At 59.6% G+C, this 25269-nt stretch carries 19 protein-coding genes and 4 tRNA genes; 8 read left to right on the top strand and 15 right to left on the bottom strand.

Annotated features, from left to right (window positions below; all coding sequences use genetic code 11):
- The first annotated feature begins 116 nt into the window (after positions 1–116).
- Positions 117–1322: an MFS transporter gene (locus tag AO064_RS28300; protein WP_064055318.1), complete on the top strand. Its 1206-nt coding sequence runs from the start codon at positions 117–119 to the stop codon at positions 1320–1322.
- Here AO064_RS28300 and AO064_RS28295 read toward each other — a convergent pair.
- The 11 genes from AO064_RS28295 to AO064_RS28245 form a co-directional block, all read right to left on the bottom strand.
- A complete protein-coding gene (locus AO064_RS28295) occupies positions 1269–1793 on the bottom strand; it encodes a GNAT family N-acetyltransferase (RefSeq protein WP_064055317.1) in 525 nt (174 codons plus the stop codon). The two genes, AO064_RS28300 and AO064_RS28295, sit on opposite strands and share 54 nt — an antisense overlap.
- 97 nt (positions 1794–1890) lie before the next feature.
- Entirely contained in the window at positions 1891–3765 is a 1875-nt protein-coding gene (locus tag AO064_RS28290) for a SurA N-terminal domain-containing protein (protein WP_064055316.1), read from the bottom strand.
- A 231-nt stretch (positions 3766–3996) separates the two neighbouring features.
- The gene (locus tag AO064_RS28285) at positions 3997–4269 is read right to left on the bottom strand and encodes an HU family DNA-binding protein (RefSeq protein ID WP_003174819.1); all 273 of its coding nucleotides are present in this window, start codon (positions 4267–4269) and stop codon (positions 3997–3999) included.
- 149 nt (positions 4270–4418) lie between these two features.
- The gene (gene lon, locus AO064_RS28280; RefSeq protein ID WP_015884722.1) at positions 4419–6815 is read right to left on the bottom strand and encodes an endopeptidase La; all 2397 of its coding nucleotides are present in this window, start codon (positions 6813–6815) and stop codon (positions 4419–4421) included.
- A gap of 174 nt (positions 6816–6989) precedes the next feature.
- Positions 6990–8273 (bottom strand): ATP-dependent Clp protease ATP-binding subunit ClpX, encoded by a 1284-nt coding sequence (clpX, locus tag AO064_RS28275; protein WP_003238279.1) that lies wholly within the window; start codon positions 8271–8273, stop codon positions 6990–6992.
- A 112-nt stretch (positions 8274–8385) separates the two neighbouring features.
- A complete protein-coding gene (gene clpP / locus AO064_RS28270; RefSeq protein ID WP_015884723.1) occupies positions 8386–9021 on the bottom strand; it encodes an ATP-dependent Clp endopeptidase proteolytic subunit ClpP in 636 nt (211 codons plus the stop codon).
- Positions 9022–9112: 91 nt separating this feature from the next.
- Positions 9113–10423, bottom strand: a complete 1311-nt coding sequence (tig, locus tag AO064_RS28265; protein WP_015884724.1) for a trigger factor — start codon at positions 10421–10423, stop codon at positions 9113–9115.
- Positions 10424–10823: 400 nt separating this feature from the next.
- A tRNA-His gene (locus AO064_RS28260) sits at positions 10824–10899 on the bottom strand.
- 77 nt (positions 10900–10976) lie between these two features.
- Positions 10977–11061 (bottom strand) — tRNA-Leu (locus AO064_RS28255).
- Between the two features lie 58 nt (positions 11062–11119).
- Positions 11120–11195 (bottom strand) — tRNA-His (locus AO064_RS28250).
- A 32-nt stretch (positions 11196–11227) separates the two neighbouring features.
- Positions 11228–11304: transfer RNA gene (locus tag AO064_RS28245), tRNA-Arg, on the bottom strand.
- Positions 11305–11583: 279 nt separating this feature from the next.
- Between AO064_RS28245 and folD the strand changes: the two genes are divergently transcribed.
- Together folD and pbpG are read left to right on the top strand one after the other, a co-directional pair.
- On the top strand, positions 11584–12438 hold the full coding sequence (gene folD, locus AO064_RS28240) for a bifunctional methylenetetrahydrofolate dehydrogenase/methenyltetrahydrofolate cyclohydrolase FolD (RefSeq protein ID WP_015884725.1): 855 nt from the start codon (positions 11584–11586) through the stop codon (positions 12436–12438).
- Positions 12439–12645: 207 nt separating this feature from the next.
- On the top strand, positions 12646–13569 hold the full coding sequence (pbpG, locus tag AO064_RS28235; protein ID WP_046035572.1) for a D-alanyl-D-alanine endopeptidase: 924 nt from the start codon (positions 12646–12648) through the stop codon (positions 13567–13569).
- Between the two features lie 64 nt (positions 13570–13633).
- On the opposite strand, the gene AO064_RS28230 is transcribed toward pbpG, so the two are convergent.
- Entirely contained in the window at positions 13634–14296 is a 663-nt protein-coding gene (locus AO064_RS28230; RefSeq protein WP_064055315.1) for a C39 family peptidase, read from the bottom strand.
- Positions 14297–14506: 210 nt separating this feature from the next.
- Between AO064_RS28230 and AO064_RS31010 the strand changes: the two genes are divergently transcribed.
- On the top strand, positions 14507–14668 hold the full coding sequence (locus AO064_RS31010) for a hypothetical protein (RefSeq protein WP_163825860.1): 162 nt from the start codon (positions 14507–14509) through the stop codon (positions 14666–14668).
- On the opposite strand, the gene AO064_RS28225 is transcribed toward AO064_RS31010, so the two are convergent.
- Positions 14665–15075, bottom strand: a complete 411-nt coding sequence (locus tag AO064_RS28225; protein WP_064055314.1) for a PA0061/PA0062 family lipoprotein — start codon at positions 15073–15075, stop codon at positions 14665–14667. The two genes, AO064_RS31010 and AO064_RS28225, sit on opposite strands and share 4 nt — an antisense overlap.
- Before the next feature lie 196 nt (positions 15076–15271).
- Between AO064_RS28225 and AO064_RS28220 the strand changes: the two genes are divergently transcribed.
- The 4 genes from AO064_RS28220 (at position 15272) to AO064_RS28205 (ending at position 21741) form a co-directional block, all read left to right on the top strand.
- On the top strand, positions 15272–18493 hold the full coding sequence (locus AO064_RS28220; protein WP_064055313.1) for an efflux RND transporter permease subunit: 3222 nt from the start codon (positions 15272–15274) through the stop codon (positions 18491–18493).
- Positions 18483–19652: an efflux RND transporter periplasmic adaptor subunit gene (locus AO064_RS28215; RefSeq protein ID WP_064055312.1), complete on the top strand. Its 1170-nt coding sequence runs from the start codon at positions 18483–18485 to the stop codon at positions 19650–19652. Before AO064_RS28220 ends, AO064_RS28215 begins: the two co-directional genes overlap by 11 nt.
- Positions 19636–21054, top strand: coding sequence for an efflux transporter outer membrane subunit (locus AO064_RS28210; RefSeq protein ID WP_064055311.1), 1419 nt, complete (start codon positions 19636–19638; stop codon positions 21052–21054). Before AO064_RS28215 ends, AO064_RS28210 begins: the two co-directional genes overlap by 17 nt.
- Before the next feature lie 228 nt (positions 21055–21282).
- A complete protein-coding gene (locus tag AO064_RS28205) occupies positions 21283–21741 on the top strand; it encodes an REP-associated tyrosine transposase (RefSeq protein WP_064055310.1) in 459 nt (152 codons plus the stop codon).
- A gap of 121 nt (positions 21742–21862) precedes the next feature.
- Here AO064_RS28205 and AO064_RS28200 read toward each other — a convergent pair whose 3' ends face one another.
- Entirely contained in the window at positions 21863–23146 is a 1284-nt protein-coding gene (locus tag AO064_RS28200) for a Zn-dependent hydrolase (protein WP_064055309.1), read from the bottom strand.
- 78 nt (positions 23147–23224) lie between these two features.
- Positions 23225–24712: an NCS1 family nucleobase:cation symporter-1 gene (locus AO064_RS28195; RefSeq protein ID WP_064055308.1), complete on the bottom strand. Its 1488-nt coding sequence runs from the start codon at positions 24710–24712 to the stop codon at positions 23225–23227.
- Positions 24713–25269: the final 557 nt, after the last annotated feature.

Below are 25269 nucleotides of genomic sequence, written 5' to 3'. Positions count from 1 at the left end.
TGTGCCCTTTGAGATTGCGGACACCGAAGTCCGATAAGTTCGGAACCTTAGCCTGTTTTTCCGCCGACCACAGCCCCCTACTCTGCCTGCTTGACCTTTTGCATGGACAGAACACGATGACCTCCCTCACCGATTCCCCAGTCACAACCCGGCCTGAAACACTGCCGATGGCTGGCTTGCTGGCCTTGGCCAGCGCCGGCTTTATCACCATTCTCACTGAAGCCATGCCCGCCGGGCTGCTGCCGCAGATGGGCGAAGGCCTGGGCGTGTCGCCCGCGCTGGTCGGCCAATTGGTCACGCTGTATGCACTTGGATCGCTCCTCGCCGCCATCCCGCTGACGCTGTTGACCCGAGGCTGGCGGCGCCGCCCCTTGTTGCTGGTGGCCATTGGCGGCTTTGCGCTGGTCAACAGCGTGACCGCACTGTCCAGCCACTACGGGCTGACCCTGGTTGCGCGCTTCTTTGCCGGCGTATTCGCCGGGCTACTTTGGGCGCTGCTGGCGGGTTATGCCAGCCGGATGGTTGCGCCACACCTGCAAGGCCGGGCAATCGCGGTAGCCATGCTGGGTGCACCGCTGGCGCTGTCATTGGGTGTGCCCGCCGGCACCTTTCTGGGCGCCGCGGTTGGATGGCGCCTGAGTTTTGCGATCATGACCGGGCTGACGCTGGTGCTACTGATCTGGGCGCGCTGGCAACTTCCGGATTTTGCCGGCGAACGCGCCGAAAAACGCTTGGGGCTGCATCAAGTGCTGACATTGCCAGGCATTCGTCCGGTGCTGTGGGTGACCTTCACCTACGTGCCGGCCCACAACATTCTCTATACCTATATCGCCCCGCTGCTGGTACCGGCTGGAATTGTCACCGATATCGATCGGGTGCTGCTGGTGTTCGGCCTCGCTGCATTGTTGAGCATCTGGCTGGCCGGCGTATTGATTGATCGGTGGTTGAGCGCACTGCTGCTGATCAGTTGCGCCCTATTTGGCCTGATCGCCTTAGCGCTGGCGTTTTGGATCGACCTGCCAGCCGTCATCTACGTCACCGTGGCACTCTGGGGCTTGGCCTTCGGCGGGCTGCCCGCGCTGCTGCAAACGGCACTGGCCAAGTCGGCGGGCGAGTCAGCAGATGCCGCGCAATCGATGCTGGTGACCGTATGGAACCTGGGCATAGCGGGCGGCGGTTTGGCGGGCGGCGCGTTACTACAAGGCTGGGGCGTCGGCGCATTTCCATGGGTGGTTGTGCTGCTGATGCTTTTGGCAATAACCGGCGCGCTACAGGCTGCGCCCCAACAACTGGCCCGGCCATCCCTCCAGGTCGAACGTTGAAATGCGCTCATAGCCACAGGACTCATAAAACCGCACCAGGTCGCCGGTCCCACCGCCATAGCAGTCCACCCGCAAACGCCTTACTCCCGCAGCACGGGCACGGTCGTCGGCGAAAGCCATAAGGCGCCGCCCGATACCCCGTACACGCTGATCCCGCGAGGCGATCAGCAGCCGCACATACACCTCCGGCTCTGTCGCCGCGGGCACATAAGCCATGGGCTCGCCCAACACGAGTGCCGCCAGGATCTGGCCGCCGCGCGCCTCAACCACCCACGCACCCGGCATCGCGCAGGCATCGGTGACTTGCGCAACCCGTCGCGGCGAAGCCGACCAAGGCTCAGCCCCCCATTGACCGTGATTGCCCATGGACACGAACCAGGCAATCACCTCGTCGAACACCTGCAAAACCGCTGGGGCATCCGCCACACTGGCGCGGCGGATCATCACCCCCTCACTTCCTTGATCGAACATGCTACAAACTCCCTGGTCCGCACAGTGAAGGCCCAGTCTAGCGCACATAAAAAACCCCCGGACTTTTCAGGCCGAGGGCTTTTTATTCAAACCGACATCAGTACTTCTTGATATCAGCCTTGGTCTCCAACTGCTTGCGGTAAGCCGCGAAGTCTTGCTGACCGACACGGGAAGCGAGGAAGCGGCGGTATTGCGCCTTTTCTTCGTCCGTCGGGGCAGCGGCTTCGTTGACGCCATTCAAGCGCACGATCACCAGGCTACCGTCGGCCAGGGTCACCGTGGTAAACGTCGGCTTATCCTTGGCCGCAGGCTTGGGCATGCGGAACAGGGCTTGCAGCACGGCCGGGTCAATGGTTTCCTGGCTACGGGTAGCCGCTTCAGTGACCTTCCATGCCTGGCCGTCGACCGGCTGGTTCAGCGGGGTCTTGCCATCACGCAGGCTGGCGATCAACTCATCAGCGTGGGTCTTGGCAGCCGCGCTGGCGCGCTCTTTGGCCATCTGGGTGCGAATCGCCGCTGCAACACTTTCCAGCGGCAGTTGCGCAGGCTTCAGGTGCTCTTTGGCACGCAGCACGATGATGGTCTCCGGGTCCAGTTCGATGGCGGTGCTGTTGGCACCCTCATCCAACACTTCCGGGCTGAACGCGGCGGTGACCACGGCACGGTTGGCCGCAACACCTTCACCACCTTCGCGGCCAAATGGCACAGAGGTGTGGACGGTCAGCTTCAGGTCGGACGCCGGCTGGGCCAGGTCGGAGGCTTCGAATGCCGCATCTTCCAATTGCTTGGTCGCTTCGACAAAACGCTGCTCGACTTGCTGGGTCTTGAGCTCTTTGGTCAGCTTGTCTTTCAGGCTGGCAAACGTCGGCACTTGCGGTGCTTCAACGCCCAACAACTTGATCAGGTGCCAACCGAAGGTGCTGCGCACCGGCGCCGAAACCTGGTCCTTGTTCAACGCGTACAAGGCCGTTTCGAAGTCCGGGTCGTAGACGCCAGGGCCGGCAAAGCCCAGGTCGCCGCCATTGCTGGCCGAACCTGGATCCTGGGAGAACTCCTTGGCCAGGGCTTCGAACTTCTCACCCTTGGCCAGGCGTGCCTGGATTTCCTCGATCTTGGCCTTGGCTTGCGCGTCGGTGACCTTGTCGTTGACTTCAATCAGGATGTGCGCGGCACGACGCTGTTCAGCGAGGTTCGCGGTTTCTTTCTGATAGGCAGCCTGCAACTCATCGTCCTTCACGGCAACCTGGTCGAAGAAGGATGACTTCTTCAGTTCCAGATAGTCGATGACCACTTGATCAGGGGTCATGAACTCTTTGGCGTGCTGGTCGTAGTAAGCCTTGACCTCGTCATCGGTGAGTTTCACCGCCGCAGGGTTAGCCTTGATGTTGACGGTGGCGAAGTCGCGGGTCTGTTTTTCCAGACGGGCGAATGCCAGCACTTCGGAATCGGTGACGAAACCGCTGCCGGCGATACCTGCACGCACCTGGCCGATCAGCATTTCCTGGGTCAGCATCTGACGGAATTGCAGACGGCTGTAGCCCAGCTGACGGATCACCTGGTCAAAGCGTTCAGCGTTGAACTTGCCGTCCACCTGGAATTCCGGCGTCTGCAGGATCACTTGGTCCAAGGCAGCTTCAGAGAAGCCAAACTTGGAATCGGCGGCGCCTTGCAGCAACAGCTTGCGATCGATCAGGCTTTTGAGGGCGGCTTCGCGCAGCAGTTTTTCGTCCAGCAGAGAAGCATCGAAATCCTTGCCCAGCTGTTGCATCAGCTGGCGACGTTGCATGTCGACGGCCTGGCTCAGTTCGGTCTGGGTGATTTCTTCACCGTTGACCTTGGCCACGTCCTGCTTACTATTACCCGAAGCCTGGAAAATGGCCTCGATACCGGTGAACGCCATCAATGCGACGATGATCCCGATGATGGTCTTGGCAATCCAGCCTTGTGAATTGTCCCTGATATTTTGCAGCATGCGTCCCCCAGAAACGGTTGAACTTCAAAAATAGGCAACCGTGGAGCGTGGGTAGAGTCCGGATAGAAGAAAGGCGCATCCGAGGATGCGCCTTCTCGTAACTGGCGGAGCGGACGGGGGTTTGAACCCACACCCCCGGCGTGGCGACCCGATGGATACGTGGGTCAGCTGCCGCTCCGCTGCCAGGTCGAACCTGCGTTCGACCCGGGTAGGTAAAGGCTTGATCGAAACTTAGTTGACGGCTTCTTTCAGGGCTTTACCGGCTTTGAAACCTGGTTTTTTGGCAGCAGCGATTTGCAGTGCTTTGCCAGTCTGTGGGTTACGGCCAGTGCGAGCTGGGCGGTCAGTCACAGAGAAAGTACCGAAGCCTACCAGTACCACGGAGTCGCCGGCCTTCAGAGCGCCAGTGACGGATTCGATTACTGCATCCAGCGCACGGCCAGCAGCAGCTTTCGGGATATCAGCGGATGCAGCGATAGCATCAATCAGTTCCGACTTGTTCACTCTAAGTCCCCTTATATATCTATTGAGTATGATTCTAAGTTTTTTTGGTAAAAGCAAAAACCAGTGCTGAATGGCCTACAGACACTTAAGAGCCGCTTTATAACAAGGGCTCTAAAAAGCTGTCAAGGAAGCCCCCAGGCTCCAGCACATTAATGCGTGCTAATTCTTTCCTTGGAATCAGACTCGCGTTTTTCGTCCTTCGCGACTATCTCCGGAGCCACATCCGGCAAGGGCTCCGGCGCGTATTGCAGCGCAATTTGCAGGACCTCGTCAATCCATTTAACCGGTTTAATCTGAAGATCCTGCTTGATATTGTCAGGAATCTCCTTCAAGTCGCGAACATTCTCTTCAGGAATGATCACGGTCTTGATACCGCCCCGGTGTGCCGCAAGCAATTTCTCTTTCAGGCCACCGATGGCCAATACCTGGCCACGCAGGGTGATTTCCCCAGTCATTGCGACATCGGCTCGCACCGGAATGCCGGTCAATGCCGACACCAGGGCCGTGCACATGCCTACGCCGGCGCTAGGGCCGTCTTTAGGCGTCGCCCCTTCCGGCATATGGATGTGGGTGTCGTGCTTCTCGTGGAAGTCCAGGGGGATCCCCAGGCTCCTGGCGCGGCTGCGCACTACGGTCTGCGCGGCGGTGATGGATTCGACCATCACGTCACCCAGGGAACCGGTCTTGATCAGTTGGCCTTTACCCGGGATCACCGCGGCTTCGATGGTCAGCAATTCGCCGCCCACTTGGGTCCACGCCAGGCCCGTCACCTGCCCTACCTGATCCTGTTGCTCGGCCAGGCCATAGCGGAATTTACGCACGCCCAGGAAGTGTTCCAGGGAGTCGGCCGTGACCTTCACCGAGAAGCGTTTTTCCAGCGCATGTTCCTTGACCGCCTTGCGGCAGATCTTCGCGATCTGGCGCTCCAGGCCCCGTACACCGGCCTCGCGGGTGTAATAACGCACGATATCGCGGATCGCCTCGACCTCGAATTCGATCTCGCCCTTCTTCAGGCCGTTGGCCGAAATCTGCTTGGGCGCGAGGTATTTGACCGCGATGTTGATCTTCTCGTCTTCGGTGTAGCCCGGCAGACGAATCACCTCCATCCGGTCCAGCAATGCCGGCGGAATGTTCATGGAGTTGGAGGTGCACAGAAACATCACGTCGGACAGGTCGTAGTCGACTTCCAGGTAATGGTCGTTGAAATTGTGGTTCTGCTCGGGATCGAGCACTTCGAGCAACGCCGAGGCCGGATCGCCACGCATGTCGCTGCCCATTTTGTCGATTTCATCGAGCAGGAACAGCGGGTTGCGCACCCCCACCTTCGTCATCTTTTGAATCAATCTTCCTGGCATCGAACCGATGTACGTCCGGCGATGACCACGAATTTCCGCTTCATCGCGTACACCACCGAGGGCCATGCGCACGAATTTACGGTTGGTGGCATTGGCAATCGACTCGGCCAGCGAGGTTTTACCCACACCCGGCGGGCCCACCAGGCACAACACCGGACCGCGAATCTTTTTCACGCGCTTTTGCACGGCGAGGTATTCGAGGATGCGTTCTTTGACTTCTTCAAGGCCATAGTGGTCGGCATCGAGGATGTCTTCAGCACGGGCCAGGTCCAGGCGCACCTTGGTCTGGGCCTTCCACGGCACCTGCACCAGCCAGTCGATGTAGGAGCGCACCACGGTGGCTTCGGCCGACATCGGCGACATTTGCTTGAGTTTGTTCAGCTCGGCGTTGGCCTTGGTCAGGGCGTCTTTCGGCAGGCCGGCGGCATCGATACGCTTTTTCAGCTCTTCGATTTCGTTGTGGCCTTCCTCGCTGTCGCCGAGTTCCTTCTGAATGGCCTTCATCTGCTCATTCAGGTAGTACTCGCGCTGGCTGCGCTCCATTTGTTTCTTCACGCGACCACGAATGCGTTTCTCAACCTGCAGCAGGTCGATTTCGGCATCCAGCAGTGCCAGCACATGCTCAACACGGGCCGGCAGGTCGATGATTTCGAGGATGTCTTGCTTCTGCTCGATTTTCAGCGCCATGTGCGCGGCCATGGTGTCGACCAGGCGGCTTGGCTCATCGATGCTGTTAAGGGACGACAGAACTTCAGCCGGGACTTTCTTGCCCAACTGCACATATTGCTCGAATTGCGAGAGCAGGCTGCGTACAAAAACTTCGGACTCGCGCTCCGGGGCCTCGACTTCGTCGATCAGTGCTACTTCGGCGCGCAGGTGACCATCCACCTCCATGAAGCGCTCGACCGCACCGCGCTGCTCGCCTTCCACCAACACCTTGACGGTGCCATCCGGCAGCTTGAGCAATTGCAGGACAGTAGCAATGGTGCCAACGCGATACAGGGCCTCTTCGCCCGGATCATCATCAGCAGGATTTCTTTGGGCCAACAGCAGGATCTGCTTGTCGCCCGTCATCGCTGCCTCAAGGGCTTCGATAGACTTCTCGCGCCCCACGAACAGCGGGATAACCATGTGCGGATAGACGACGACATCACGCAACGGCAGGAGAGGCAATTCGATGGTTGTCTTCATGATTTCGCCTCTATGACAGTTGAAAAGTAAGCTTGAAACCAAGATGGGGGCTGCATGCAAAAAAAACAAGCTTATTGCCAGCAGTTAAACGCAGTAAACGCTCTGGCGTAAAAAACCTCGTAAAAACAAAGGGGCCCCTGGAGGCCCCTTGTTTATACCGACACTGCGAAACGCTTACGCGTCTGGCGCAGCCTTGGCAGTCGGCTCACTGTTTTCGTAGATATACAGTGGCTTGGACTTACCTTCTATAACGCTTTCGTCGATCACCACTTTACTCACCTCGGACTGCGAGGGGATTTCGTACATGGTGTCGAGCAGTACGCCTTCAAGAATCGAACGCAGACCACGTGCACCGGTCTTGCGTTCCAGTGCCCGCTTGGCCACCGATTTGAGCGCGTCGGTACGGAACTCGAGGTCTACACCTTCCATCTCGAACAACTTGGCGTATTGCTTGGTCAGGGCGTTTTTCGGTTCGGTGAGGATCTGAATCAGAGCAGCCTCATCCAATTCGTCCAACGTGGCCAGGACCGGCAGACGGCCAACGAATTCCGGGATCAGACCGAACTTGACCAGATCGTCAGGCTCGACTTCACGCAGGGACTCGCCCACCTTCTTGCCTTCTTCCTTGCTGCGCACTTCCGCACTGAAACCAATGCCACCACGGGTGGAGCGTTGCTGGATAACTTTTTCCAGACCGGAGAACGCACCGCCACAGATGAACAGGATGTTGCGCGTATCAACCTGAAGGAATTCCTGCTGCGGGTGCTTGCGGCCGCCTTGTGGCGGTACGGAAGCAACCGTGCCTTCGATCAGTTTCAACAGGGCTTGCTGCACGCCTTCACCGGAAACGTCCCGGGTGATCGACGGGTTGTCCGACTTGCGCGAGATCTTGTCGATTTCGTCGATGTAGACAATACCCATCTGGGCTTTCTCTACGTCGTAGTCGCACTTCTGCAGCAGCTTCTGAATGATGTTCTCGACGTCCTCACCCACGTAGCCAGCCTCGGTGAGGGTGGTGGCGTCGGCGATTGTGAACGGAACGTTCAAGAGACGAGCGAGGGTTTCTGCAAGCAAGGTTTTACCCGAGCCTGTAGGACCGATCAGCAAGATGTTGCTCTTGCCGAGTTCAACTTCGTCGCCTTTCTTGTCACGCTGGTTCAAGCGCTTGTAGTGGTTGTACACCGCTACGGCCAAAACCTTCTTTGCACGCTCTTGACCAATCACGTATTGATCAAGGATGCCGCTGATTTCTTTAGGCGAAGGCAATTTATGCGCGCTGCTTTCGGCCTGGGCTTCCTGCACCTCCTCACGGATGATGTCATTGCACAGGTCGACGCACTCGTCGCAGATAAAGACCGAGGGGCCGGCAATCAATTTGCGTACTTCATGCTGGCTTTTGCCACAGAAGGAGCAATAGAGCAGCTTGCCGTTGTCCTCGCCGTTGCGGGTGTCAGTCATTCGTTCGATCCAAATCCGATAGGCTTGCAACACAAGATGAAGGCTTATGCGGGCTTTTTCAAGCCCGCCAGTGGTCGGACATGCCGACCAGCCCTATTTTGAGCGGCTTATATTAAGCGGGGCGCTTGTCGATCACTGCGTCGATCAGCCCGTAATCACGCGCTGCCTCGGCACTCATGAAGTTGTCGCGGTTGGTGTCGCGCTCGATTTCTTCCAGGGTGTGCCCGCTGTGCTTGGCCATCAGCGTGTTGAGACGCTCACGGATAAACAGGATTTCCTTGGCGTGGATTTCGATGTCCGACGCCTGGCCCTGGAAACCGCCCAATGGCTGGTGAATCATCACGCGCGAGTTAGGCAGGCAGAAACGCTTGCCTTCAGCACCTGCGGTCAACAGGAATGCGCCCATGCTGCAGGCCTGACCGATACAGGTGGTCGATACATTTGGCTTGATGAACTGCATGGTGTCGTAGATCGACATGCCTGCTGTCACCGAACCGCCTGGGGAGTTGATGTAGAGATGGATGTCCTTGTCCGGGTTTTCCGCTTCAAGGAACAGCAGCTGCGCACAGATCAGGTTGGCCATGTAGTCCTCTACCGGGCCCACCAGAAAGATCACTCGCTCCTTGAGCAGGCGCGAGTAGATGTCGTAGGCGCGTTCGCCACGAGCGGACTGCTCGACAACCATCGGGACCAGGCCGCCAGCGGCCTGGATATCAGAGTTCTGCTGAATATAGGAATTACGGAACATGCTCTGCAGTTACTCCCAAATAGTCATGTCTTGAAAACGCATAAGCCAGCGCGAGGCTGGCTTATGGTTGAATTTCCAACGAGTTGGACAATCAGTCGGCTTGTGCTGCTTCCGCCGGCTTGACTGCTTCTTCGTAAGAGACCGCTTTATCGGTCACCTTAGCCTTCTGCAGAACAGTATCCACAACTTGTTCTTCCAGCACAACCGAACGCACTTCGTTCAGCTGCTGATCGTTCTTGTAGTACCAAGCCACGACCTGCTCAGGTTCCTGGTAGGCCGAAGCCATTTCCTGGATCATTTCGCGAACGCGGTCTTCGTCAGGCTTGAGGTCGAACTGCTTGACCACTTCAGCCACGATCAGGCCCAGCACAACGCGGCGCTTGGCTTGCTCTTCGAACAGCTCGGCAGGCAGCTGGTCAGGCTTGATGTTGCCACCAAACTGCTGAACAGCTTGTACGCGCAGGCGATCCACTTCGTTGGACAGCAGGGCCTTAGGCACTTCGATCGGGTTGGCGGCCAGCAGACCGTCCATGACCTGGTTCTTGACCTTGGACTTGATGGCCTGACGCAGCTCGCGCTCCATGTTCTTGCGAACTTCGGTGCGGAAGCCTTCGATACCGGTTTCCTTGATACCGAATTGAGCGAAGAACTCTTCGTTCAGCTCTGGCAGCTTAGGCTCGGAAACACTGTTGACGGTCACAGTGAACTCGGCGGCTTTGCCAGCCAGGTCCAGGTTCTGGTAGTCAGCAGGGAATTCCAGGTTCAGTACGCGCTCTTCGCCGGCTTTGGCGCCAACCAGGCCGTCTTCGAAACCAGGGATCATGCGGTTGGAACCCAGCACCAGCTGAGTGCCCTTGGCGGAGCCGCCGGCGAACGCTTCGCCGTCAACCTTGCCAACGAAATCGATGTTCAGCTGGTCTTCGTTCTGGGCAGCACGCTCGGCCACTTCGAAACGAGTGTTCTGCTTGCGCAGGATTTCCAGCATGTTGTCCAGGTCCGAATCAGCCACTTCGGCGCTCAGGCGCTCGATGGCGATACCGTCGAAACCGGCCACTTCAAATTCAGGGAACACTTCGAATACGGCAACGTATTCCAGGTCCTTGCCCGCTTCCAGGGACTTAGGCTCGATCGACGGCGAACCCGCCGGATTCAGTTTTTGCTCAACGACCGCTTCGTAGAAGGAAGCCTGGATCACGTCACCGACAGCTTCCTGGCGCGCATCGGCACCAAAACGGCGTTTGATTTCGCTCATTGGCACTTTGCCTGGACGGAAACCAGCGATCTTGGCCTTTTGGGCAGTCTGCTGCAGACGCTTGTTGACCGCAGTCTCGATACGCTCAGCCGGCACGGTGATGCTCAGGCGACGCTCGAGAGCAGTAGTATTTTCAACAGAAACTTGCATGGATATTCCTCGTTGCACAGACGTTAGCCGGCCATTTCCGACCCCAATCAAGGGCATGCATTCTAGTGGGTCAAACTCAAGAAGTCACCCTACTGGAAATACGCCCGAAAACAGCCGGCAATTTATCGGTACGAAGGCACTGATGCACCTCGCCCCGGTGACAAATACAGCCCATCACGCCAGGGCTCTGCGCCGCCCCTTCTATATATAGAAGAAGTCGTCATCCATCACCCCGACGACCAACCCTCACACAGGGCTGGCAGGCAGTGCGGCATCATCGAGATACATAAATACGACGAAACGCCCTGCCATTGCGACCCAGTACCTGCAGCCGCGGAATATTCGAACCGCTAAAACCAAAAAAGGCGCCAGACTGTTAAATCTGGCGCCTTTCGNAATATGGGGTGGACGAAGGGGATCGAACCCTCGACAACGGGAGTCACAATCCCGTGCTCTACCAACTGAGCTACGCCCACCATATTGCGTTAACAAAGAAACCAAACTACTTCTTTGTCGAGCTTTACCCTGTCTTTTAACGGGGCCAAGCTTTAATTGGTGCGGATGAAGAGACTCGAACTCTTACGCCTCGCGGCGCTGGAACCTAAATCCAGTGTGTCTACCAATTCCACCACATCCGCGCTTGAAGCTCTTAAAGCAAAGGCGCCAGACGATTAATCTGGCGCCTTTTCAANAATATGGGGTGGACGAAGGGGATCGAACCCTCGACAACGGGAGTCACAATCCCGTGCTCTACCAACTGAGCTACGCCCACCATCTAACGCTACTTGTGCCAAAGCTGCCTAATGGCGCACCCGGCAGGACTCGAACCTGCGACCATCCGCTTAGAAGGCGGATGCTCTATCCAGCTGAGCTACGGGCGCCTTATTAATCTGTACTCTTGGAGGATTACAAACTAAGTGCTTCCAGCCTTGCAGAACAATCATCTATTCCGCCCGACCTTCTTAACCAGTGCTAGGCTGTGCCCGACAAGTGCGACGAATAGTATAGATGCCCCCGAAACCCGTCAAATCTTTTTTGAAAAAAACTGATTTTATTTAAGGAGTTAGGGCAATTTGCAGACCAAGCGCCTTTGCCCTCACGTCCTGGCATGCGAGAATGCGCGCACTTTTCTTCCCCCTCTCGATGGTTAATCACGCGTAATGACTGCACAACTTATCGACGGCAAATCAATCGCCGCCAGCCTGCGCCAGCAGATCGCCAAACGCGTCACCGAGCGTAGCCAGCAAGGCCTGCGCACGCCCGGCCTCGCGGTGATCCTGGTCGGCAGCGATCCTGCCTCTCAGGTTTATGTCTCGCACAAGCGTAAAGACTGTGAAGAGGTCGGCTTTATTTCCAAGGCCTACGACTTGCCTTCCGAGACCACCCAGCAGGCCCTTACGGACCTGATCGATGGCCTCAACGAAGACCCGAAGATGGATGGCATCCTGCTCCAGCTGCCGCTGCCCGACCATCTGGACGCCTCCAAATTGCTGGAGCGCATTCGCCCGGACAAAGATGTCGACGGTTTCCATCCTTATAATGTCGGCCGCCTGGCCCAGCGTATTCCGCTGCTGCGCCCGTGCACCCCGAAAGGCATCATGACCCTGCTGGAAAGCACCGGCGTCGACCTGTACGGCCTCGACGCCGTGGTTGTCGGCGCGTCCAACATCGTGGGTCGCCCGATGGCCATGGAGTTACTGCTGGCCGGCTGCACCGTGACCGTCACCCACCGCTTCACCAAGGACCTCGCCGGCCACGTCGGCCGCGCCGACTTGGTGGTCGTCGCGGCCGGCAAGCCGGGGCTGGTCAAGGGTGAGTGGATCAAGGAAGGCGCCATCGTCATCGACGTGGGCATCAACCGCCAGGAAGACGGCAAGCTCGTCGGCGACGTGGTGTACGAGACCGCCCTGCCCCGTGCCGGCTGGATTACCCCAGTACCCGGCGGGGTCGGCCCGATGACCCGCGCCTGCCTGCTGGAAAACACCCTGTACGCCGCAGAAACCCTGCACGATTAATAACCAGGCGTACTGAAAAAGCCCTGCCTTATCGCAGGGCTTTTTATTGCCCGTGATAAACCCTGTTTTTTCTTAGTTTTTAAGTACTTTCGTCTGGTTTTAGAAGAACATTCGACAGTCTCTCGTCCATACTCCTAAAATGTAACGGCATTTATCAAAAAACCGTTCCTGAACGGTATTTCCTTACTTTTTAGCGAGTTCATCCGCGTGAAAATTCGTCTCTCTATCATCAGCCTGTTTTTCGCTTTCACAGGCAACTTCGCGCACGCCGCCGAAACCACCCAGGCGCCGCGTGACACCTCCAAACTGCAAATTGCATCCGGCAGCGCCATGCTGGTCGACCTGCAGACCAACAAGGTGATCTATTCCAGCAACCCTGACGTGGTGGTGCCCATCGCCTCGGTGAGCAAATTGATGACCGGCCTGATCGTGCTGGAAGCCAAGCAGAACATGGACGAGTACATCGATATCAACATTACCGACACGCCGGAGATGAAAGGCGTGTTCTCCCGCGTGAAGATCGGCAGCCAGATGCCCCGTAAGGAAATGCTGCTGATCGCCCTGATGTCTTCGGAAAACCGCGCCGCCGCGAGCCTGGCCCACCACTATCCGGGCGGTTACGCCGCGTTCATCGCCGCGATGAACGCCAAGGCCAAGGCCTTGGGCATGACCAGCACGCACTATGTCGAACCCACCGGTCTGTCCATCCACAACGTCTCCACCGCCCGCGACCTGAGCAAACTGCTGGCCGCCGCGCGACACTATCCGTTGCTCAGCCAACTGAGCACCACCAAGGAAAAGACCGTGTCGTTCCGCAAGCCCAACTACACCTTGGGCTTCTCCAACACCGACCACCTGATCAACCGCGCCAACTGGGACATCAAGCTGACCAAGACCGGCTTCACCAACCAGGCCGGTCATTGCCTGGTGCTGGTGACGAGCATGGGCAACCGCCCGGTGTCGCTGGTAATCCTGGATGCCTTTGGCAAATTCACCCACTTTGCCGATGCCAGCCGCATTCGTAATTGGGTAGAGACCGGCAAGAGCGGCTCGGTGCCGGATGTGGCGTTGCGCTACAAGGCCGACAAGAACCTGAAGAACCGTCCGAACGCGGCAGAAGTGCGTCGCTAAGCAACAACGCCCGATCCAATGTGCAATACCCGTGTGGGAGAGGGCTTGCCCCCTCCCACATTTTTTATCGGTGCTCCGCCAGCACTTTAAGCGCCTGCGCCGCCGCCCGCTCCTGCCCGGCCTGGGCCGTGGCGTTGGCCGCATCCCGCCAGCGCTGGGCGTCCACATTCGCCGGCAATTGGCTCGGACGCTGGGTGAGGATTGCCCAACTCCCGGCGCTTTTCCACTTCGACTCAAAGTCGCTGAAGCTCATCAACAGCCGCCGGTCCATGCCCGAACGCAGCAACACCGTGCTTTTCTGTTGATTGAACCCCACCACAACCACGTAGTGCGCGTCGGACCACAGCCCGCCGCCGATCCGCGCCATCACCGGATACCCCGCCGCCACTTGCGCCAGCACCGCCGTCAGCCTGGCATCCAGCGGGTACACCATCAGCCCGTACTCGCGCGCCAACACCTGCATGTTGCGCTCAAGGTCCGCTTCGCCGCCCGGTAGATGCAGTGGCTTATCCAGCAACCCCGGTGTCATGACAATGCCTTGTTGCGACAGCATGCTGGCTAACGCCGTAGGACCGCTCTGATAAGCCTCGCTGCGAAACGTCGGCACGCCATTGAGTTCGACACGCTCCGGCAGGCCCGCCAGTTTCGACGGGGTTGCGGAACAGGCCACAAGCCCCAGGGCGCAGGCCAATAGAAAGGATGTTTTAAGGTTCGACCGTAACCGCAATTTTCTACTCTCTTGATCAACTGCCGGTGAGGGCCCTGATCATAGGACGCCCGGCCACGCGGGTATAGCCCGTAGGCTTAGTAAAGGAAGCGGATAGAGCAAACACGTTGGACGGACACGACCATTGGTCAATAGCAGGCAACCGCCGGGTAGCTAGACTGTCCATTGAGAAGACTGTGTGTGCCCCGTACGGGGTGAGAGGAGGCCCGAATGAGCCTTGCAACGACGATTTTCCTGTTGATCTGCGGTTGGCTGTCGGTAGCCGCCGCCATGTTGTGGGGGGTGTTGCGCATCACCCGCCGGCACCATCACCCCCACGTAAAACCCGCTGCGCCCGCCAAGCCTCATAAGGCGGCGGTGCACCACGCCTAGCCAGGCATGCAATTGAAGTCCTGAGTCGCTGCGACCTCCTTGCCGTGACCATCCATCAAGGCTGCGCGCACGGTGGTACCCAGGCTGGACTCCACCAGGGTGTAATGCTCACCCGCCTTGAAATGCTTGTATTCGACGCGTCCCTGGCAGTCCTGCTGGTTGTCGTCACCCGCCTCCTCCTCGAACAGCGTCACATCCAGGCGGTGGTCCCCCGGCGAGACCTCAAAAAAGCGGCCGTCATCCACACGCTTGCCGTCCACGCGTTCAGCCATCAGGTCGTTCGGCGCTTCTTCCTTCAAGCCGATCCAGGCTTCACTCGGGTCAGCTTTGGGCATTGGCCCGGCGCACGCCGACAACAACAGCGCAGCACCGAGGGCGGGAATCAATAACAGGGGTTTGAGTGACATGGCAGGGCTCCAAAGCAGGACAATGTGTCCGATGGGTTACAAGCTTGGGCGGCTGACCTGCCTAGAACAAATGAATGCCTATGAAACGATTTTCAGCCCTTACCTAAATGTTCCTTCACCTGGCTGAAAGGTGCGTGTTAGGTGGGTCGCGTGAGACTGCCGGGGTTTGCAATCCTGCTCCTCCGGAGGTTTACGCATGCTCGGGCTGGTAAAGACCGCACTGCAAAAGCCGTACACGTTTATCGTGTTGGCCATATTCATCTGCATCATCGGGCCGATGGCGGCCCTGCGTACGCCCACTGACGTTTTCCCCGATATCGGCATCCCCGTGGTCGCCGTGGTCTGGCAGTACAACGGCCTGTCGCCGGACGCCATGGCCGGTCGTGTGATCTACACCTACGAACGCTCCCTGAGCACCACCGTCAACGACATCGAACACATCGAATCGCAATCGCTGCCCGGCATGGGCATCGTCAAGATCTTCTTCCAGCCCGGCGTGGATATCCGCACCGCCAACGCCCAAGTGACGGCGGTGTCACAAACTGTACTCAAGCAGATGCCGCCGGGTATCACACCGCCGCTGATCCTCAACTACAGCGCCTCCACGGTGCCGATCCTGCAGATGGCGTTCTCCAGCCCCAGCCTGTCGGAAGCCAAGATCCGCGACCTGGTGCAGAACAACATCCGCCTGCCCTTGAGCGCCCTGCCCGGCCTGGCCATGCCCACGCCCATGGGCGGCAAGCAACGCCAGATCACCCTCGACCTTGACCCACAGGCACTCGCCGCCAAAGGCCTGTCGGCCCAGGACGTAGGCAACGCCCTGGCGCTGCAGAACCAGATCATCCCGGTGGGCACCGCCAAGCTCGGCCCCAACGAATACACGATCCTGCTGAATAACAGCCCCAAGGCCATCGATGAACTCAACGACCTGCCGATCAAGACCGTCGACGGCGCGCTGATCACCATCGGCCAGGTCGCCCACGTGCGTGACGGCTCGCCGCCGCAGACCAACATCGTGCGCGTCGACGGCCACCGTGCAGTGCTGATGCCGGCGCTTAAAAACGGCAGCATTTCGACCCTGTCGATCATCGACGGCATCCGCCAGATGCTGCCGCGCATCAACGAAACCCTGCCACCGTCACTGAAGACCTCGTTACTGGGCGACGCCTCGGTGTTCGTCAAACAATCGGTCGGCAGCGTGGCCCAGGAAGGCATCATCGCCGCACTGCTGACGAGTGCGATGATCCTGCTGTTCCTCGGCAGCTGGCGCTCCACGATCATTATTGCCGCCTCGATTCCGCTGGCCGTGCTATCGGCCATCGCACTGCTGGCGGTCAGTGGGCAAACCCTCAACGTGATGACGCTCGGCGGGCTGGCGTTGGCGGTGGGGATCCTGGTGGACGACGCCACGGTGACCATCGAAAACATCAACTGGCACCTGGAACAAGGCAAGCCGGTAAAGACTGCAATCCTCGACGGTGCCGCGCAAATTGTCGGCCCGGCGTTCGTCTCGCTGCTGTGCATCTGCATCGTGTTCGTGCCGATGTTTTTGCTGCAAGGCATCGCCGGTTACCTGTTCCGGCCGATGGCGCTGGCGGTGATCTTTGCCATGGCCAGTTCGTTCATCCTCTCGCGTACGTTGGTGCCGACCCTGGCGATGTTCCTGCTCAAGCCGCACACGCCGGAGCCAGGTGCGGGGCATCACCCGGAAGACGAATTCATCAACCACCACGAGGGCGAGCAGCACACCCAGCAGCGCAATGCCGTGCTGCAATCGGTGCTGAATTTCCAGCAGGGTTTCGAACGTCACTTCTCGAACATCCGCGACACCTATCACGGCCTACTGACCTTGGCCCTGGGCAATCGCAAGCGCTTTATCGTCGGTTTCCTGGGCTGCGTGCTGGCATCATTCCTGCTCCTTCCGAGCCTGGGCCAGGACTTCTTCCCGGCCACCGACGCAGGCGCCCTGGCGTTGCATGTGCGCCTGCCGCTGGGCACGCGCATAGAAGAAAGCGCCGCCGCCTTCGACCGCATTGAAGCGCGGATCCGCGAAATCATCCCTGCCGAAGAGCTGGACACCATCGTCGATAACATCGGCATCCCGCTCAGCGGCATCGACATGGCCTACAGCAGCAGCGGCACCATCGGCCCGCAGGATGGCGACATCCAAGTCAGCCTGAAAAAGGACCACGCACCGACCGCCGACTACGTGAAAAAACTGCGTGAAGCGCTGCCGCACAGTTTCCCTGGCAGCCACTTCGCCTTCCTGCCGGCGGACATCAGCAGCCAGATCCTCAACTTCGGCGCCCCGGCCCCGCTCGACGTGAAAATCTCCGGGCGCAGCGATGAAGAAAACCGCGCCTACGCCGTGGAGCTTGAGCGCCGGTTGCAGCACGTACCGGGCATCGCCGACCTGCGCATCCAGCAGTCCACCGGCTATCCGTCGCTGCAGGTGAACGTCGACCGTATGCGCGCCAATGGCCTGGGCATCACCGAGCGTGACGTGACCAACAGCATGGTCGCCTCGCTCGCCGGCAGCTCCCAGGTGGCGCCGACCTTCTGGCTCAACCCGGCCAACGGCGTGTCCTATTCGATCGTCGCCGCCACCCCGCAATACCGCCTCGACAGCCTGCCCTCTCTGGAGGCCTTGCCGGTGACCGGCGCCGACGGCCAATCGCAGATCCTCGGCGGCGTGGCGACCATCTCCCGCGTGCAAAGCCCGGCGGTGGTGACCCACTACAACATCGAACCGACCCTGGACCTGTACGCCAACGTGCAAGGCCGCGACCTCGGCGGCGTGGCCCGTGATGTGCAAAAAGTGCTGGATGACACCGCCGCCCTGCGGCCCAAAGGTGCGGTAATCAGCCTGCATGGGCAGATCGACGCACTGCATGAAGCCTTCAGCGGCTTGAGCCTTGGCCTGCTCGGCGCCGTGGTGCTGATCTACCTGCTGATCGTGGTCAATTTCCAGTCGTGGTCCGACCCGTTTGTGATCATCACGGCCTTGCCGGCGGCGCTCGCCGGGATTGTGTGGATGCTGTTCCTCAGCGGCACCTCATTGTCGGTACCGGCACTCACCGGCGCCATCTTGTGCATGGGCGTCGCCACGGCCAACTCGATCCTGGTGGTGAGCTTCTGCCGTGAGCGCCTGGCCGAACATGGCGATGCGTTGAAAGCCGCCATGGAGGCCGGTTACACACGCTTCCGTCCGGTGTGCATGACCGCCCTGGCGATGATCATCGGCATGCTGCCGCTGGCGATTTCCGAGGAGCAGAACGCCCCGCTCGGGCGCGCCGTCATCGGCGGCTTGATCTTCGCCACCCTCGCCACTTTGTTGTTTGTTCCCGTGGTCTTCAGCCTGGTCCACGGTCGTCAACCTACTCGCGCAGTTGCAGGAGAAACCCCACATGTCGTCTGATCACAAACCCTCGCGCAAGCGTCTGATGCTCATGGGTGTCGGCGGCCTGACCCTGGCCGCCCTGTTGGTCGCCAACGGCCTGCATGCCCGCACGCTGCACGAACAATCGGTCACGGCCTGGACCGAAACCGCCGCCATCCCGCAGGTGATGGTGTTCCAGCCCAAGCAGAACGTCGCCGGCGATACCCTGCGCCTGCCTGCGCACCTTGAAGCCTGGAGCAAGGCACCGATTCATGCCCGGGTCAGTGGCTATTTGAAGGACTGGAAAGTGGATATCGGCAGCCAGGTCAAGGCTGGGCAGATCCTTGCCGAAATCGACAGCCCCGACCTCGACCAACAGTTGGCGCAGACCCATGCGCGCTTGATCCAGGAGCAGGCGAATGCACGCCTGGCCGCCACCACGGCGACCCGCTGGCAAAACCTGCTGGCCAGTCATTCGGTGTCGCGCCAGGAAGCCGATGAAAAAACCTCCAACGCGGCGGCAGCCAAAGCCAATGCTGAAGCCGCCGCTGCCGACTATGCGCGCTTGTCGGCCCTGGAAAGCTACAAGACCCTCCGTGCGCCCTTCGCCGGCACCATCACCGCGCGCAACACCGATATCGGCCAGCTGATCAAGGCCGATACCGACAGCGACCCAGAACTGTTCAACATCGCCGACACGCATCAATTGCGCCTGTATGTGCCGGTGCCGCAGAACTACGCGGCCGTCATCCACCCAGGGCTTGAAGCCGAACTGACCGTGCCCGAGCATCCCGGCAAGCATTTCAAGGCGCGCCTGATCGGCGACTCCACCGCCATCGACCGCCGCTCCGGCACGTTGCTCGCGCAGTTCGTCGCCGACAACCCCAATGGCGAGTTGCTGCCTGGCGATTACGCCGAAGCCACCTTGCCGATTCCAGCCGACACCCATGGCGTGAGCATCCCGGCCAGCGCGTTGATCTTCCGTGCCCAAGGCACCCAAGTGGCGGTGCTGGATGCGCAGAATCATGTGCACCTGCAAGACCTCCACATCGGCCTCGACCTGGGCGAACGCCTGGTCATCGACCAAGGTTTGAAACCCGCCGACCGTATCGTCGACAACCCGCCCGATGCCCTGCGCGAAGGCGACCCGGTGCAGTTGACCGATGCCTCGGGAGGTGCGCATGCGCCCAAGGCTTAAACCTCTCGCAGCATTGATGCTGCTGGCGTTGCAGGGCTGCTCGATGGCGCCCGCCTACAAGGTGCCGTCGCTTGACCTGCCCGCGCATTACCGCGAACAGACCAGCGACGGCCCTTGGCACAGCGCGCAACCGTCCGACCAAATGGCCCCGGAATGGTGGACGCTCTACCACGACGCGCGCCTGAATGACCTGCAACAGCAACTGCTCAAGGCCAACCCGGACCTGGCCGCGGCGCTGGCACACTTCGATGCGTCCCAGGCGTATGCCAGCCAACTGCATGCCGGGCTGTTCCCGCAGATCACCGCCAGCGCGCAGCCGTTACGCCAACGGCAATCGGACTCGCGGCCGTTGCGGGGAACCACGCAGCCGTCGGTGTACAACAGCAATACGGCAGGCTTCTCGCTGAGTTATGACCTGGACCTGTGGGGCAAAATCCGCAACCAGGTCGCGGCCGGCGATGCCCAGGCGCAAGCCTCGGGTGACGATTTGGCGGTGGCGCGCCTGAGCTTGCAGCATCAGTTGGCAACCTTGTATGTGCAGCTCAATGGGCTGGACGCGCAGGCGCGGATTCTCGACCGCTCGCTGGATGATTTCAGCCAGGCACTGCAACTGACCCGCAGTCGGTATGAGGGCCAGATTGCTTCGGAGTTGGACCTGACCCGTGCGCAAAACCAGCTCGCCGAGGCCAAGGCGCAACGGGATGAAGTGCGCGGGCAACGCAACCTGACCGAGCATGCGATAGGCGAGTTGGTGGGTGTGGCGGCCAGTGACTTCACCCTGCCGCCGAGCCAGCAACTGATCGCGCTGCCGGGCATTCCCTCACAATTGCCGAGCCACCTGCTGCAACGCCGCCCCGACATCGCGGCGGCAGAGCGCCGGGTGTTCGCCGCCAACGCCAATATCGGCGTGGCCAAGGCAGCGTGGTACCCGGATTTCAGCCTGACCGGGCTGATTGGCGGGCAAACCCAGGGCGTTGGCAACTTGCTGTCCGCCGGTAATCGCTACTGGGCGTTGGGGCCGCTGGTGAACCTGCCGATCTTCGATGGCGGGCGCTTGAGCGCCAATGAGCGCCAGGCCAAGGCCGAGTTTGAAGAAGCCTCGGCGCACTACCGCAGCCAGGTACTGAAGGCCGTGCGCGAGGTGGAAGACAACCTGGCGCAACTGCGGGATTTGCAGCAGGAGGCGCAGGATGAGCAAGCGGCGGCGGATGCGGCGCAGCACACCCAATCGCTGGCGATGAACAGCTACCAGGCCGGGGCCGTGAGTTACCTGGACGTGGTGACGGCGCAGACGGCGGCGTTGCAGGCGCAGAGGACGCTGCAGGCGGTGCAGACACGGCAGTTGCAGGCGAGCGTGGGGCTGGTCACCGCCCTCGGCGGTGGCTGGCAGCCTGGTGCTTGATAGGGTGGGTCAGTCACATAACTGTCAACTGAACGGCAGCTATCGGGGGCAAGCCCCCTCCCACACTGCTCCTGTGCCAGACACACAATGTATGAACACCGCGGAACCAATGTGGGAGGGGGCTTGCTCCCGATGGCGCCCTTCCAGACACATCCTGCCAAAAGTCCGCCCCTCACCCTCCGGCCCTCCAATCTAGCCTCTCTAGACGCATCTTGAGAGGGCCAGGGAATGGCAGAATTACCCGCGTCACACCGCCTGCGCATCGGACGCTTCAGCGAACCCAACCGCATCTACCTCATCACCACCAACACTCACGAACGCCTACCGATATTCAGCGACTTCCACCTCGGTCGCCTGGTTGTCTGGCAGTTTCGGCTGGCTCAGTACCAGGGGCTTGCGAACTCTCTTGCTTGGGTCGTCATGCCGGACCACTTTCATTGGCTTATCGAACTACGCAAAGGCTCGCTGGCGGACCTGATGTGCCAGGTGAAGTCCAAAAGCACGCGGAGCGTTAACGGTGCATCTGGCCGCAAAGGGCGGCTCTGGCAGGAAAGTTTCCATGACCGGGCACTGCGCAAAGAGGATGATCTGGTGAAAATGGCCAGGTATGTGGTGGCCAACCCATTGCGAGCAGGTTTGGTGGGGCGAATCGGTGACTATCCGTTGTGGGATGCCATCTGGATATAACGCCAAGCACAGTTCAAATGTGGGAGGGGGCTTGCTCCCGATGGCAGTGTATCAGTCAGCTAATATGTAGCTGATACACCCACATCGGGAGCAAGCCCCCTCCCACATTGTTTACCGCATTTCAGGCAGCAAGTTTACCGCTGGCAATCGCTGCCGATGCTGCAACCATCGCCCTCAGCAACACCGCACACCCCGCCGCCAAGTCATCCGGTGCGGCATTCTCGATTTCGTTATGGCTGATGCCGCCTTCACATGGCACGAAGATCATCCCCGCCGGGCCCAGCTCTGCGACGAAGATCGCGTCGTGCCCTGCCCCGCTGACGATGTCCATGTTCGACAGGCCCAGGCCGTTCGCCGCATCGCGCACGGCGTCGACGCAGCCTTTGTCGAAATACAGCGGTGGGAAATCCGCCGTGGGCTCCATCTCAAAACTCAAGCCATGCTTGGCACAGGTTTCATCGATCACCTTGCGCACCTGGGCAATCATCGCATCCAAGCGCGCCGGTTCCAGGTGGCGGAAGTCCAAGGTCATGCGCACTTCACCGGGAATAACGTTGCGCGATCCCGGATAGGCCTGCAGGCAACCCACCGTCCCACACGCATGGGGTTGATGACCCAGCGCTGCGGCATTCACCGCCGCCACCACTGCCGCCGCGCCGACCAAGGCGTCCTTGCGCAAATGCATCGGCGTCGGCCCCGCATGCGCTTCGACGCCGCGCAGCTTGAGGTCGAACCACTTCTGCCCCAACGCGCCGAGCACCACGCCGATGGTTTTTTTCTCGTCCTCCAGAATCGGCCCTTGTTCGATATGCGCTTCGAAATACGCGCCGACCTTGTGCCCACTCACAGCACGCGAGCCGGCATAACCAATCGCATCAAGTGCGTCACCCACCGTCACACCATCGGCATCGGTCTTAGCCAAGGTCTCGGCCAGGGTGAATTTCTCGGCGAACACACCGGAGCCCATCATGCACGGCGGGAAACGCGAGCCTTCCTCGTTGGTCCACACCACCACTTCCAGCGGCGCCTCGGTTTCGATCTTGAGGTCGTTGAGGGTACGCAGCACTTCCACGCCCGCCAGCACACCGAAGCAACCGTCGAACTTGCCACCGGTGGGCTGGGTGTCGATATGGCTGCCGGTCATCACCGGTGGCAGGTCAGGATTGCGCCCAGGGCGACGGGCGAAGATATTGCCGATGCCGTCGACCGTCACGGTACAACCCGCCGCCTCGCACCACTGCACAAACAGGTCACGGGCCTTGCGGTCCAGATCGGTGAGGGCCAGGCGGCACACGCCGCCCTTGGGGGTGGCGCCGAGCTTGGCCAGGTCCATCAGCGACTGCCACAAACGGTCGCGGTTGATGTGCTGATGGGTCGATTGCAGAACGTCGAGGGCAGCGTTCATGGGGATCTCCTCAGGCTGGTTTTTTATAAGTGGAACAGGTGGAACCCCCTCCCACATTTGGATTGCATTCCACTTCCGTTACAGCGGTGACTTAGCAGTGACCGGGCGGATACCACGCTTGGCATTCAAGCCGTAATACAGCAAGCCGCCCAGCGCCGAACCGGTAAACCAGCCGTAGCTGTAGAACCAGCTGAACGCATCGCTGCCCAACGACAGCAAGGTCAGCACCACCGGCACGCCAAACGCGATAAAGCCACTCCAGTTCCACGCCGGGTACACGTCATCGCGGTACAGCCCGGCCAGGTCCAGTTGTTGTTTGCGGGTGATGAAGTAGTCCACCACCATGATCCCGGCAATCGGCCCCAACAGGCTTGAATAGCCGAGCAACCAGTTGGAATACACGGTTTCCAGGCTCACATCGGAAACGATCAGGCCAAGCTTTTTCAGCAGTTCATGGCCCATCAACGCTAACCCCACCAACCCGGTCAGGATCACGGCGGTGGTGCGGTTGATCAGCTTGGGCGCGATGTTCTGGAAGTCGTTGGTCGGCGAAACGATGTTCGCCGCCGTGTTGGTGGACAGGGTAGCGACGATGATCAACGCCATCGCCACCGCCACCCACACCGGGCTCTGGATATGCCCGATCAGGGTGACGGGATCGGACACGCTGACGCCCAACAATTTCACCGAGGCGGCGGTCATGATCACGCCGAGGGCGGCGAACAGGAACATGGTCAGCGGCAGGCCGAAAATCTGCCCGAGAATCTGGTCCTTCTGGCTTTTTGCGTAGCGGCTGAAGTCGGGAATATTCAGCGACAAGGTGGCCCAGAAACCCACCATCGCGGTGAGGCCGGCCATGAAATAACCGGTGAGGCTCGCGCCCTCGGGACGCTTGGGCGGGATCGCCATCAATTCGCTGATCGACACGTTAGGCATTGCCCACACCAACAGGCCAATCCCCACCGCCACCAGCAACGGCGCCGACAACGTTTCAAGGCGCTTGATCGATTCGGCGCCGCGCAGCACCACCCACAAATTCAGGCACCAGAAAATCATGAAGCCAATCACTTCACCCGTGCCGCCGAGGGCCTTCCAGCCGTCGAAAATCGAGCCCAGGAACAGATGAATCGCCAGCCCGCCAAACATCGTCTGGATACCAAACCACCCGCACGCCACCAGCGCCCGGATCAGGCACGGCACGTTGGAACCGAGGATGCCGAACGATGAGCGCAACAACACCGGGAACGGTATACCGTACTTGGTGCCGGGGAAGGCGTTGAGGGTCAGCGGGATCAGCACCACGATGTTGGCCAGCAAAATCGCCATCAGCGCCTCGCCCACCGACAAGCCGAAATACGCGGTGAGCACCCCGCCCAAGGTATACGTGGGCACGCAGATCGACATGCCGACCCACAGTGCGGTGATGTGCCATTTGTTCCAAGTGCGTTCATGCACCTTGGTCGGTGCCATGTCGTGGTTGTAGCGCGGGCTGTCGAGGACGTCGGGGCCGGCGTCGAGTTCATACAGGCCGTTGCGTTCAATGACTTGCGATCTGTTCTGTTGCATGGCCGCTCCACGGTTTTTTCGAATTATTGTTGCTCATCCAACGCGCTGCGCCGGATGGCCGGAGTACCTCATAAACAACATGACATCACGGACCCGGCCAGCCGCCACTGCACTCAATAACCGTGCCGACTACGGCCCTCGAACCCGTACCGCTTATATAACTGGCTGATGTTAATCAGCTTTCCGATTGAGCCCGCGGTACTTGCCACGTTACTCAGGCTAAATAATGCGTAAGTTGCCCGAACCCTCCGGACTCAATCTGGTGCAACACAATTATTTTTATTAACTGTCTTCGTCAAGAGGCATCTCTCAAGCGTCTGATTTGCAATAAGAAATGTTGCTCAATTTGCGAACCTGTCAAGTGCGTCAAAATGGTGAGTGGTCGCCACATTTTGGTGATTTATTAGTTTCTACCTTATAAATCAACAAATTAAACACGGTATAAGCTTATAAAAAATCTTCTTGCCCAATCGAAAAACTCGGGCTAGTTTCTATTCCTGTCACCGATGACAGGAATTAATCGACCATCGGTAAGCAGCATTACAACACTTAGAACT

The organism is Pseudomonas marginalis, from assembly GCF_001645105.1.
GTDB classification, from domain to species: domain Bacteria; phylum Pseudomonadota; class Gammaproteobacteria; order Pseudomonadales; family Pseudomonadaceae; genus Aquipseudomonas; species Aquipseudomonas petroselini.
The sequence above is the reverse complement of the archived record's forward strand: the minus strand, read 5'-3'. Positions and strand labels throughout refer to the sequence as shown.